This window comes from Dongshaea marina, from assembly GCF_003072645.1.
Taxonomy (GTDB): Bacteria; Pseudomonadota; Gammaproteobacteria; order Enterobacterales; family Aeromonadaceae; genus Dongshaea; species Dongshaea marina.
In genome coordinates this window covers 2,707,579-2,719,371 of record NZ_CP028897.1, presented here as the reverse complement: position 1 = coordinate 2,719,371, position 11,793 = coordinate 2,707,579, and the positions used below count along the sequence as shown (strand labels likewise).

Below are 11,793 nucleotides of genomic sequence, written 5' to 3'. Positions count from 1 at the left end.
TCGTTCCGCTTCTTTATAATCCTCAACAGGGAAGCCGGGCAGGGTTTCCCTTTTTATCGCTTACGATATTTTGCGGCGATGAGGGGGAAGTCCTGGTAGCGGATTATCTCAATAGAGTCCCATATTTTTTGCGAGAGCTCGGGGTGGCGTGCAACAAATTGTTTTGAAAGCAACAGGTAATAGTGTTTAACCTTAATCGGAGGGTAATACCGTGATACTGCTCCGGATATTGATCGAGCAGGGCATCTGCGGTGACATCCTGGGCTGCGAGCACCGAGATCCGGTTATCCATCAATTTCTTCATCGCGATCTTTGTTTCATTCGACTCATCAACCTCCAGGCCTAATGCCTTGAGATCGCTGATGATTGAATAGCCTCTCGGGGCTCCCACCTGCCCGCTAAGGTGGGTTGCAGTTTTACCATCCCAGAGGAACCGGGAGCCTTTTTGGACATAGAAGGAGTAGGCGATAGTGGTGATGCGTTTTGTGGGATCGATCTTTCCATCCTTGAAGGGATAGACACCGAGCTTCAGGCGATCGGCCTTAAAGGAGGCATTAAAGGTCCCGTCGGCCTGACCCGAGCCGACATAACGCAGGCATCGCTTCCAGGGATAGCGAGAGAAGGTCACCTTAAGCTCAGGAATGAAGTGCTCAAGGCGTTTCATCATCTCCACCGCAACGCCTGGCTTATCGGGATCAACATGGGTCGAATTCCCCATGTAGTAGGGGGGCTGCTCTGTGTTTTCAAACACCAGGTGCAGTTCAACGGCGCTCACTTTGGACATAATAAGCACAATGGATAATATTCCCCATCGATGAAGCCTGCTCATGGATAGCCCTGATGATGCTACGGAATAATGATCAGTATAGTTGTTCGCAGGCTATCCAAGGGGCCAGAAATGGTCGTGTTTCACATCAGTTGTTGATGTCTGATTTCATGTATCACACAACAGGGTGTGTCTCCGTCCATGGACCCTCTGCTGCCCCGGCTATCATCCCTGATACCCTCTTCCAGTTCGGTATCCTACCTCTCGTTTCGCTTCTTTGAAGCTTCACCCCTGCGACAGAAGGTTGGTTATCTTGAAATCAGTACACCTTTCTATGAGCAATGGATCTGAGACATAACACCAGAAATTATTCAGGGGAGGCATATCGCCTGGCCCTGTGGTGATGAGATGTAGTGGGCGGTATCAAGCGAATGAATGGGTGATCAGCACGATTAATTCACTTGTGATGATAAACGCAATCATGGTGCAAGATACGGCGAATAACTGGGCCTGAATAGAGATCTTCATTATTCCTCCTGCCGGGTGTTTTTGTGGTTTAGTTAGTCGATAGCGGACAAGGCCTCATGGAGTAAAAGTAATAGTTCATCAGTAAGCGGGCCTTGGCCGGTAGTGGGCGTATAAAGCTGATTTGAGTTGTCCCATCAAGCTTAATGTACTTTTTAGAAGCGGTCATGGGGGGGATCCCCCCATAAGTTTCAGCTGACAGTCAGGTGGATGCCAGGCTGGTGGAGACCTTTAAAGCTTTGAACATGGGAAAAAGGGTAGTGTTTCACATCTGTTGTTGATGTCTGATTTCATGTCTCACCAACAGGGTGTGTATCCGTCCATGGAACCTCTGCTGCCCCGGCTATCATCCCTGATTCCCTCTTCCAGTTCGGTATCCTACCTCTCGTTTCGCTTCTTTGAAGCTTCACCCCTGCGACAGAAGGTTGGTGACCTTGAAATCAGTATACCTTTGTATGAGCAACGGATCTGAGACATAACCGGAAAAGGACTCGGAGAACTCATGTTGAATAATAATCGGTAGTGGGGCGTTTGTTGTGATCAAAGCGTGGAGATGCCTCTTATGTGGGTAAATTTTTTTAAATTGACCTAAATCATATTTATTCCACTTTGTGTTTTTATGAGCCGAAATTGTGATGGAGCTGGCAACATACGGGTGGATCCAGGCTCATAATACTCGCGAATCCAGTCGATCAGGGAGAGCATGCGATGGACAATGAGCTACATAAATATATCAATGATCGGGATCGTCTCTATTTCATGACCTTTAAGATTGTGGGACCCTGGTTTATTGCGGCTTTGCTATTGATTGGGATCCTTTCTCAGCTTTAAAAGAGTGCCCGTTGTTGTTTCATCTGGGGTTGATGGGACCCACTTACCTGTAACTGAGATTAACGCCAAAAATATTCAGGCATTGGTGGACTTGCGCTGGATAACTGCCCGTAGAGCCGTTCAGATGGGCCTTATTATGTGAAATAGACAATCAGCTATACTTCTAAGACCTCTCCAAAATAGATCTGGGCATTGCTATGGATGGCCACTCTTATGAGTTCATGAGGCTTAATATCCCAGTTATTGATGAGCAGCACCAGGGATTGTTTGAGTTGATTGATGAACTAGGGCAGATGGATGTTTCGAGCACCAGAAAGCAAAAGGTGGGCATGATGCTATCGAGACTCATAGAGTATGCCCATCACCACTTCCAAACCGAAGAGAAGCTCTTCATCATCAATCGCTATCCCGATATGAATGAGCATATTGCGGAACATGATCACTATGAGTTCATGCTCAGAATGAGGTGGAAGGATTTCAACAACATCCATGATGATGATCAAGAGGCGCTGTCCGTGTTAATCGAGACACTCAATCGCTATCTTTTGACATGGTGGGGTCAACATATTGCGGATAAAGATCGTTTGTATGTGGAGTATATTCACAACACGGATATTGATGAGGAATAGAGCCCTAAAAAGAGCAATAAAAAAGGCGATTCGTAATGAATCGCCTTTTTATCCGGGGCAGGTTAGAAACGTCCCTTGGAGCGCTTCTGGCTCTGGTTGTTATCCCCGCTTTTTCAGAGAGTCGCGGACGATTCCGATCGCAACAACGACCAGAATGACTCCCCAGAAGTGGGGGGTTATCAGCAGCTCGTGAAAGATATTGGTCACGGGCTCTGAGAGCGGATCGGATGGCAACATTGCTTTTCCTACTTTATGTTGTGCAGGAGCCTCGCTAGACTCCGGCAGGGTGTGCCGGTAGATTCACTTACCCATAGCAACGCTATGGGTTTCCCATTAAACACGCTTATGCCGTCATGGTCAATTTATAATCATCGGTAGAGTGTGAGTTTGTGCGCACTTTGAGCGAATAGCAGATTTATTCGACTCCGGGAGTGATTGTGTGATGGGATAATCGTAGCGAATATGAGACCTCAGTTGGACGATTCGCCAGCCGCTTCTCCCCGGGGTAGATAGATGTTGAAGTGGACTCCCTGCTTTACATCCTGGATGCAGTGGATCTTTCCTTTCATCTTGTCGACCACCAGGTTATAGATGATATTGGTCCCCAGACCCGATCCACCCTGGCCACGCTTGGAGGTGACAAACTGCTCAAAAATCTTGGGAGCAATATCGGGGTGGATACCCTGGCCATTGTCAAAATAGTCGATCATGACTCCCTCATCCTGCTCTTTTATATGGATGTCGATGACGCCAGGGTATTCCAGGTTTTCAAAACCATGATGGATTGAGTTCATGATTAGGTTGGAGTAGATCTGAGAAAGGCTGCCGGGGCAACCAAACAGCTGGAGGCTCTCCTGACAATCGATATTCACCGTACAATCGGTTTGTTTCAGTTTATGTCCCAGGGAGACCAGTACCTGTTCCAGATGCTCTTTCATATTGAATCTGTAGTTCGCATCTGATGTCTGATCCACCGAGATCTGTTTGAAGCTAGATATCAGGTTTGATGCCTTAAGGAGGTTCATTTCGATGATTGATGTTGACTCATCAAGTTGCTCCAGGAAAGATTTCAGATAAGTCATCGATATTTTTTTATCTTCAATATGTTTATGGAACTCTTTTCCCTGCTCCTTGAGGTGAGTCGATGCCGCAACACCGATCCCAATCGGGGTATTTATTTCATGGGATATGCCGGCGACCATTCCACCCAGGGTAGACATCTTTTCCGATTCAATAAGGACGTTTTTAGTCTCTTTTAATTTATCATAGGCTTCGCTTAGTTTGTCATGGCTATCCTGTAGCTCCCTGGTGCGGGAAGTAACTTTATCTTCCAAGGTTTCATTCAGTCTCTTTAACTCAGCCTCGATCTGCTTTAAATTGGTAATATCATAACCAAAGCCAATCATATACTTTAGCTTGTCCTGTTTATAGAATGGGATAAAGGTCCAATCCAGTGTGAGTCGCTCCCCGCCTGTATTGATCATGGTAATTTCGCGCCCCTCAATCGAGCGACTCTCAAGTTCATTCAAGATAGAATGGTTATCATCAGACATAGTGAAGATAGCTGACCAGCTTTGATCCAACAGCTCCTCTTCGGTTCGACCCGAGATGCTGATCCCGGCAGGATTGATCCTGGCAATCCTGTAGTCTGGTTTAAGGCAACAGATCACCAGGTTTGATGAGGTGATGATTGTTGATGAGAACTCGCGCTCCAGAATAACGTCTTCCTGACGCTCGCTGAGCTCGGTTTGTAATTGCTTATTCAGATATTCAAGCTCAAGCTGATCTTTGCGCAAAGACTCGAGCATGTTTTTCATACATTTTCCAAGAGTGATGGTTTCATTGGTTCCAACGCAGGGGACCTCAACATCTTTGATGCCATCGTTCTCAATTTTGCGTGATGTCTCGGCAAGCCTTGATAGAGGCCTAGATATATTCTTAGCGATTAACCATGAAATTAATACCGCCAGCATCAGAAATATAATCGAGCCCCATAATAACTTTGTTTGAAGAATTATGGCGGGAGACTTGAGATCATTTGTATAAACAGAAAATCCAAGATACCAGTCAAAAGGCTTAAAGTATCGAACGAAGAGAGTTTTCTGATAGATATAATGTTCTAAGTCATCAGGGCGATTCCACAGATACTCAATGACCCCGGAGTCTTTATTTTTCACTGACTTCATCGCTTTGGTAAGAACTTCATCCGCATGGCGGTTTTTAGTGGTAAATGGGTTTGTTCCTGCCAGGTTTGGATGAGCAAGGATATCGCCATTGCTGTTAAATATAAACGCGTATCCAGATGCACCAACTCTGTGACTGGATATTTTATGAAAGAATTTATCCTTGAGCTCCCGGAGCTTTTTGTGGGTATCTGCCTCTATATCGTCTATATAGACCCCTGAGCCAATAATCCAGCTCCAGGGTTTAAATAGCCTGACATAGGAAAGCTTCTCTTTATCTGCAGTTAATCCAGATTTTGTGGGTTTGGGCCACAGGTAGCGGATATACCCCTCGCCATATTTTAGCCCCTTGTTTACTCCCAGAGAAAACAGGTTCTCCTTGTTATCCCCGGCGGTATTGTATTCGGGGTTATCAAGTATTTTGCCGTCAAGGGAGGGGATAGTTGGATGCATGACCATGCGGGGGACTGGACGGGTGGTATCATTGATCCACAGGTAGCCGATCCCATCGTTGTAGCGCATGGTGCGAATGATCTCTTTTGCTTCAAGTTTTGCCTGCTGCTCACTGAGCTTCCCCTCACGGACCTCCTGGTATTTACTGTTAACGATCTGGATCGCGACATCGGTGAGATCGCGTAATAACTTGCGTCGCTCCTTATACACGGCGTCACGAAATAGCTGGTCGCTTTCATACTCCTTCTCAAGGTTCTCATACAGGAGATCAACCAGGCTGTTTGCCTGTTGTAACCCATAGCGGTAGACCATTTTTGTGACATCAACCTGAACCAGTATCGAGGTTGCGATAACCATAATGATCACCATGGTGATAAAGGAGAGGGCAATTTTATTTTGCAGTGAATTGGTTATCCGTCCCATGAGAGCGAATGTCCATGACAGCGTGTCAAAGTGACTTATAAGGTTAACTATTGAGTAGTATCCAGGGGACGTCAAAATTTCCCCTGCAGCTTGGGGCTGAGCCTGGTGGGTGATAGAAGATCTGCTTCAAGCCCATTTATACGACGGGGTTGAATGGGCCGAACTGCTCGCAACACAGAACGAGGTACTTTCCGGTGAAGACTGACAGGCTGGGTTGAGCTTCCATCAACCAAGGCTGGCCAAGGGGGCTCCCTCTCTCTTTATTTTCTGAAATAACTCATCGAGGGGTGGGGTCGGCCGATGTAGCAGCTTTGGTTGAATCCATACTTTCGGATGATACTCAAGGCTGCAGCGGCTTCTTTACGATTGGGGAAGAGACGCATTCTGTTGCGACCATCGGTCATTAGCCACAGTGCCCCTTCATGCCTGAGCTGTAATTTAGCAGGATTGAATCCAAGGCAATCTTCTTTGGTGATCATGCCTTTAGGGGACTGACCATGAGTCAGCCAGTATTCCATTGAGGGATCAGGACGACCGATAAAACAGTGCTGGGTCAGGTTATATTGAAGAATTAATTTAAGGGCATAGCTTGCTTCACTGCGGTTTTCAAAAGACTTCATCCGGCTGTGCCCATTGGTCAGCAGCCAGCGATTTCCGCTGGATTTAACAGCCAGTGCCTTTGGGTTAAATTCAAGGCAATCTTCCTTGGTGGTGAGGCTCGCGGTCTGAGTCTTCACCTGAGTCATGGTTGGCTTGGCAAGCCGGGTGGCGACAAAACTTACCTTGAGCCAACCCGCCTGTTGGGTCAGTCTCCCGGAAATCTTGGGGTAGAACATCTGCCCTGTCAATTTCTGCCCGGAAATTTGTCCCCAGACCACCTTGGTTTCTTCAGGATTGCTCCTATACCACCACAGGGCAGAAAAATGCTGCTCACCAAGCTGCCCTTTAAATCGGGTGGCGGGAGAAAGGTTAGCGATCGAGCTAAACTCCATGGTGATCATCTGATTTCTCTGAGTGACCTTGAGTCTTGCTTCACCCGAGATAGGCTGCTGATTTGGAGTGCGCTGAAACTGGATATATTGACCCTGAAATTTTACCTGATAAGCACCACTGATATCCGGGAAGGCAAAGGCGTGCTGGCAAACAGCCAACAGGGATACGAATAAAACCACCAGGAATTTAAGCATGGAGACTCCTTTCCACCAATTGCTTCCTTTGAGTGTAATCTTGTGATCGCAGATTAGACAATATGAGCTCAGGTTCGCAGGGACTCACTTCGAACCAGAGGAGTCACCGGGAGCAGAGGGAGTGGGGAGCTGGTATTTGGCTGAGAGCTTTTCAATCAGCTCGGTCATCTTGATCTTGGTGATTCCCTCAAGAAACAGCCGGGAGATCTCCGGGTAACGCGGATGCTTTTTGCTGATGATGATAAAGGAGTCTGTGGTTTGGATCGGATCCGGCAGGCTGGTGATCTCCTTTGCTTCATTCTCGGGCAACTGCATTCTCTCATAGTGACCCACAATGTATGGGCTAACATAGAGATCGGTTCTTCCAAGGATCAGCTTTCGATAGTTTTGGCTCGAGGTTTTGGCCCATTGCAGGCCGTATCTGGCATCAAAATCATCCATCATCTTCCCGTAGCGATAACCAAGGTTAGCGCCAATCTTATATTTTTTTAGCTTCTCCAGGCTGATGTCCGACATCAGCTCGGGGAATTTGCGATCCTTGTGATGAAACAGCACAACCCTGTTTTGGATGATTGGACCGACAAAATGAAAATCAAATTCTCTTTGTTCATTGCGTACATAGGGAAGGGTGATATCAAACACAGCTTCCCGGGTTAGTCCATAGACCCGGGCCCAGGGGTAGCACTTGAATTGAACCGAGACGCCCTGCTGACCAAAGATCGCCTGGATCAAATCTACCGCGATGCCTCGAACCTGCTGATCGTCGCAGAAAACATAGGGGGGAAAGTTGCCTACAGCAGAGCTGAGCTTGGTGATCTTCTCTTTACTGCTGACTGAAAATGCCAGCAGTGTGAGGAGTACCGCTCCTGTTGTTCTGATGCAATGCATTCGTATCATCCCCAAATGGCTTCATTGACAGTATAAGACGTGATTTGGGATATGCGCAGCCGGTTGGCTGTTTAATCTGCAACAGAACCAGATGTGGATTTTAGGTGTGGCAGTGCTATAGTGATTTTCCTTAAATGTTTATGGCTCACCAGCCGAAGCGGCCAGGAAAAGGAGTGAATAATGGATTCGCAACAAGAGCAGCAAGCAGCCGGGTATATCTATGATTCAATCGTAGAGACAGTGGGAAAAACACCCCTGGTGAGGCTCAATCGATTACAACAGCAGCAGGGCATCGAAACCGAACTGCTGGCCAAGCTGGAATTTTTTAACCCCCTGTCGAGTGTCAAAGACAGAGCGGGAGTCGCCATGCTGGACTCCCTTGAGCAGCAAGGGCTGATCAAGGCAGATACGGTTCTCATTGAGCCCACCTCGGGGAACACCGGGATCGCCCTGGCTTTTGTGTGTGCCGCTCGTGGCTATAAGCTGGTGCTCTGTATGCCAGAGAGCATGTCTGAAGAGCGTAAGCGCCTGCTGCAGTTCCTGGGAGCTGAGCTTGAGCTAACCCCAGCGGCCTTAGGGATGAAGGGAGCGATTGCCCGGGCAGAGCAGCTGGCCGAGTCTCTGGCGAATGCCATTATTCCTCAGCAGTTTGAGAACCCTGCCAACCCGGATATCCATTATCGCACTACCGCAGAGGAGATCCTCGCCGATACCGGCGGCGATCTTGATTACTTTGTGGCGGGTGTGGGAACCGGGGGAACCATTAGCGGGGTAGGGTGCCGCCTCAAAGAGCAGCTGCCGGATCTCAAGGTGATCGCCGTAGAGCCAGCCGAATCTCCGGTGCTCTCCGGCGGAGAGCCTGCGCCCCATGGCATCCAGGGAATCGGTGCGGGATTTGTTCCGAAAAACCTGGACCTTAAGGTGGTTGATGAGGTGATCACCGTACCGACGGCAACGGCATTGGATACGGCCAGGCTGGTAGCCAGTCATGAAGGGATCCCGGCCGGGATCTCTTCCGGGGCGGCACTGGCGGCGGCGATTGAACTCTCCTGGCGTCCTGAGATGGCCGGGAAGCGAATCGTTGTGGTGTTCCCCTCCTGTGCTGAGCGCTATCAATCCACCCCCCTGTTTGATCGGCCGGAGGATGAGGTGTGAGCGAGGCAAGTCACGAGGCTCAGGAGAGCGTGATGGAGCTTTGGCAGCAGCTGACCGAGCAGGCACGGCTGTGGCAGGAGCAGGAAACCATGGTTCGGGAGCTGCTGGCCCGGCAGATCCTGGAACAGTTGAGTTTTCCACACTGCCTTGCCCATCTGATGGCCGAGAAGCTGGCGAGTGTGCACCTCCCGGCGCATATTCTGGAGCGGGAGTTTCTGACCCTCCTGGAGACTGATCAAGAGTTGATGGATGCCATCTGCATCGATCTGAAGGTGACCCGGGAGCGCGACCCTGCCTGTGAGCATGAGCTTCAGGCTCTGCTCTACTTTAAAGGCTTTCACTCGCTGGTGGGCTACCGGCTGGCCCATGCCCTTTATCACCGACAGCAGAAGATGAGCGCCCTGTTGCTCCAGTCGCGGATCTCCGAGCGGTTTGCCGTGGATATTCACCCGGCGGCACGGATCGGCAAGGGGATCATGATCGATCATGCGACCGGTGTGGTGATTGGAGAGAGTGCCGTGGTGGGAGACTACTGCTCACTGCTGCACAATGTCACCCTGGGCGGAACCGGCAAAGAGTGTTGCGATCGTCATCCTAAGATCGGTAAGCATGTGTTGATCGGCGCTGGGGCCAAGGTGCTTGGCAATATTCCGATCGGCGATGGGGTGCGCATTGCCGCGGGAAGCGTGGTGCTCAAGGCGGTGCCTGCGCACTCAACGGTGGCCGGGGTGCCGGCCAAGGTGGTTGGCTCTGCACCTGCGCCCCATCCCGAAGAGGGGATGGATCACATCTCGATTGAGGTGGAGGCATAGGAGTGTGGGGGAATAAAATCCCCATCAGACTTGTGATTCGGGGCAGTCGCCTGGCAAGATCGTCGTCCCGCTTTATCTCATATGGCCTGTTTTTTACAGCAGGCCAGCAAGATAAAGAGCCAGCCCGCCAACAGTAACACACCACCGATGGGGGTGATGATCCCAATAATTTTTATCCCGCTCACCGCCAGGACATAGAGGCTTCCCGAAAAGAGCAGGATCCCTGTGCTCATCAGCCAGCCTGCCTGGTTCAGCCTTCTCGATTCTGGCCAGTGAAGAGCGAGCAGGCCGATCAGCATCAATGCCAGGGTGTGATAAAACTGATATTGATTGGCGGTATGATAGACGGCCATCATTTGGGGTGAGAGCTTAGCTTTTAGCACATGAGCACCGAAGGCCCCCAGGGCCACCGCCAGAAAGCCACTGACTGCCGAAACCCCAATCCATCGTCGTTCCATCATTCGTTCCTTTTTATCAGGTATCGGGACAATCTACTCGAGAGGAGATCTTTGAGCAAGTTGCCGCATAATGTTTCGCGGCTTCCATCAATCGCTCTGCAACCCGGGGATTCCCAAGAAAATGCAGATGCTGGTAACTGGCATATACATTTTTATAAAAGTAGCCTTCAAGATGGCGATGGCGGCCATCGATGCCCCCTAGCTCAAGTGAGCTAGCTAAGCTATTGCTGGCTTTGATTTCGGTCTTGTGAAAGAGGTGTCCCTTGACCTTTTCTCCCTTGCGGCCGATCAGGTTGTCACGGGTCATGGTTCCTGTGGAGTACCCGATCGTCAGCTTTTCAGCGAACTGGCTGGAAAAATCAAACAGCCCCACCACCTCATGAATGATGCCAGTTTCATACTCCTGCATCGTCTTCCCCAGATAGATGAGGCCACCGCATTCGGCATAGATGGGGAGTCCCTGCTCAGCATGCTGCCTGATACTCCTTCTCATCCCCTGATTTGCTGACAGGGCTTTGGCATGTACCTCGGGAAATCCCCCGCCCAGGTAGAGCGCAGATATCCCTTGGGGGAGCGTGTGATCATCCAACGGGCTAAAATAAACCAGTTCAGCCCCGAGGGACTCAAGATGCTGCAGGTTGTAGGCGTAGTAAAAAGAGAAGGCCTGATCCCTGGCGATAGCGATTTTCAGCTGGAGTTGAGTCGTGTCTGCTGTCGGTTTTCTCCCTGGGAGATTAAGTGCGGGTTGAGGTATCTTAAATCTGTGAGTGTAGTCAGCAGCAATGGTTTCCCGGTAGAGACATGCAATCTCCCGGATGTCCTCCCCGGACACCAGCCTTTCTATCTGGGTCACCAGGCCAAGGTGTCGCTCGTTGATATAGAGCTTCGCGGATGAGGGCAGATACCCCACACAGAGAGCTTGCTCCGGCTCAGAGAGTGGCTCGATGATCTTGCGGTAATGCTGCGCCGAGGATGCCTTGTTGATGAGAAGGCCCAGGATCCGCTTTTCTTCGTCTCTTTGTAGCAGGCCCTGGAGCATATAGCCAAGGGTTTGAGTCGAGGCAAAGCCGTCGGCAACCAGCATGATATTGATCCCAAGCATGGAGGCCTGGGCATAGGGGCTGTTATCGCTATTGTCCCAGTCATCGAAAATCCCGCCGACCGCTTCAACGATGAGGGCATCGTTTTCCTCAAAGTATCCCCAGAAATGGCGACGCAGGATCTCCTGCTGCTGTACCTCCTGGCCATGAGGGGTCAGCAGATATTTATCAAGATTGATACAGGGTTGGCCGGTGATCTTTGCGTGAAAGCCCGCATCGATATAATCGGGGCCCAGCTTAAAGCTCTGTACCCTGAGGCCCTGGGAGACCAGATCGGCGAGAATACATTGGGTCACCGTGGTCTTGCCGACACCACTGGCGGTGCCGCAAATCATAAATACTGTTTTTTGCATAAAATGCCTTCAGGCTCTGCCACAAAAAAG

11 protein-coding genes are annotated in these 11,793 nt (G+C 49.8%); 4 read left to right on the top strand and 7 right to left on the bottom strand.

The window, feature by feature from the left end; all coding sequences use genetic code 11:
• Positions 1-103: 103 nt before the first annotated feature.
• Positions 104-784, bottom strand: a complete 681-nt coding sequence (locus DB847_RS12925; protein ID WP_108651078.1) for a substrate-binding periplasmic protein — start codon at positions 782-784, stop codon at positions 104-106.
• A 1,215-nt stretch (positions 785-1,999) separates the two neighbouring features.
• Here DB847_RS12925 and DB847_RS26055 point away from each other — a divergent pair.
• Both DB847_RS26055 and DB847_RS12920 read left to right on the top strand, forming a co-directional pair.
• Positions 2,000-2,122 carry a hypothetical protein gene (locus DB847_RS26055; protein ID WP_267897707.1) on the top strand — a complete coding sequence of 41 codons (123 nt, stop codon included), beginning with the start codon at positions 2,000-2,002 and terminating at the stop codon, positions 2,120-2,122.
• Between the two features lie 221 nt (positions 2,123-2,343).
• Positions 2,344-2,751, top strand: coding sequence for a bacteriohemerythrin (locus DB847_RS12920; protein ID WP_159084601.1), 408 nt, complete (start codon positions 2,344-2,346; stop codon positions 2,749-2,751).
• A 99-nt stretch (positions 2,752-2,850) separates the two neighbouring features.
• Here the strand turns inward: DB847_RS12920 and DB847_RS24405 are convergent, their stop codons facing one another.
• From DB847_RS24405 to DB847_RS12905, 4 genes are all read right to left on the bottom strand, one after another.
• A complete protein-coding gene (locus tag DB847_RS24405; RefSeq protein WP_159084600.1) occupies positions 2,851-2,988 on the bottom strand; it encodes a hypothetical protein in 138 nt (45 codons plus the stop codon).
• Positions 2,989-3,221: 233 nt separating this feature from the next.
• Complete coding sequence (locus tag DB847_RS12915) at positions 3,222-5,810, bottom strand: cache domain-containing protein (protein ID WP_108651076.1); 2,589 nt, start codon at positions 5,808-5,810, stop codon at positions 3,222-3,224.
• A 260-nt stretch (positions 5,811-6,070) separates the two neighbouring features.
• On the bottom strand, positions 6,071-6,997 hold the full coding sequence (locus DB847_RS12910; protein ID WP_108651075.1) for a hypothetical protein: 927 nt from the start codon (positions 6,995-6,997) through the stop codon (positions 6,071-6,073).
• Between the two features lie 84 nt (positions 6,998-7,081).
• The gene (locus DB847_RS12905; RefSeq protein ID WP_159084599.1) at positions 7,082-7,885 is read right to left on the bottom strand and encodes a substrate-binding periplasmic protein; all 804 of its coding nucleotides are present in this window, start codon (positions 7,883-7,885) and stop codon (positions 7,082-7,084) included.
• 180 nt (positions 7,886-8,065) lie between these two features.
• On the opposite strand from DB847_RS12905, the gene cysK reads away from it, so the two are divergent.
• Entirely contained in the window at positions 8,066-9,040 is a 975-nt protein-coding gene (gene cysK / locus DB847_RS12900) for a cysteine synthase A (protein WP_108651073.1), read from the top strand.
• Positions 9,037-9,852, top strand: coding sequence for a serine O-acetyltransferase (gene cysE, locus DB847_RS12895; protein WP_199911560.1), 816 nt, complete (start codon positions 9,037-9,039; stop codon positions 9,850-9,852). The genes cysK and cysE overlap by 4 nt, the downstream gene beginning before the upstream one ends.
• A 77-nt stretch (positions 9,853-9,929) precedes the next feature.
• On the opposite strand, the gene DB847_RS12890 is transcribed toward cysE, so the two are convergent.
• Entirely contained in the window at positions 9,930-10,310 is a 381-nt protein-coding gene (locus tag DB847_RS12890) for a DUF423 domain-containing protein (protein ID WP_108651072.1), read from the bottom strand.
• Positions 10,311-10,326: 16 nt separating this feature from the next.
• The gene (locus tag DB847_RS12885; protein WP_108651071.1) at positions 10,327-11,763 is read right to left on the bottom strand and encodes a cobyrinate a,c-diamide synthase; all 1,437 of its coding nucleotides are present in this window, start codon (positions 11,761-11,763) and stop codon (positions 10,327-10,329) included.
• Positions 11,764-11,793 lie beyond the last annotated feature (30 nt).

Bases quoted from the DNA above. Each gene is read 5' to 3' on its own strand.
- DB847_RS12925 (WP_108651078.1), bottom strand. From the start codon at position 784: ATGTCCAAAGTGAGCGCCGTTGAACTGCACCTGGTGTTTGAAAACACA.
- DB847_RS26055 (WP_267897707.1), top strand. From the start codon at position 2,000: ATGGACAATGAGCTACATAAATATATCAATGATCGGGATCGTCTCTAT.
- DB847_RS12920 (WP_159084601.1), top strand. From the start codon at position 2,344: ATGAGGCTTAATATCCCAGTTATTGATGAGCAGCACCAGGGATTGTTT.
- DB847_RS24405 (WP_159084600.1), bottom strand. From the start codon at position 2,988: ATGTTGCCATCCGATCCGCTCTCAGAGCCCGTGACCAATATCTTTCAC.
- DB847_RS12915 (WP_108651076.1), bottom strand. From the start codon at position 5,810: ATGGGACGGATAACCAATTCACTGCAAAATAAAATTGCCCTCTCCTTT.
- DB847_RS12910 (WP_108651075.1), bottom strand. From the start codon at position 6,997: ATGCTTAAATTCCTGGTGGTTTTATTCGTATCCCTGTTGGCTGTTTGC.
- DB847_RS12905 (WP_159084599.1), bottom strand. From the start codon at position 7,885: ATGCATTGCATCAGAACAACAGGAGCGGTACTCCTCACACTGCTGGCA.
- cysK (WP_108651073.1), top strand. From the start codon at position 8,066: ATGGATTCGCAACAAGAGCAGCAAGCAGCCGGGTATATCTATGATTCA.
- DB847_RS12890 (WP_108651072.1), bottom strand. From the start codon at position 10,310: ATGGAACGACGATGGATTGGGGTTTCGGCAGTCAGTGGCTTTCTGGCG.
- DB847_RS12885 (WP_108651071.1), bottom strand. From the start codon at position 11,763: ATGCAAAAAACAGTATTTATGATTTGCGGCACCGCCAGTGGTGTCGGC.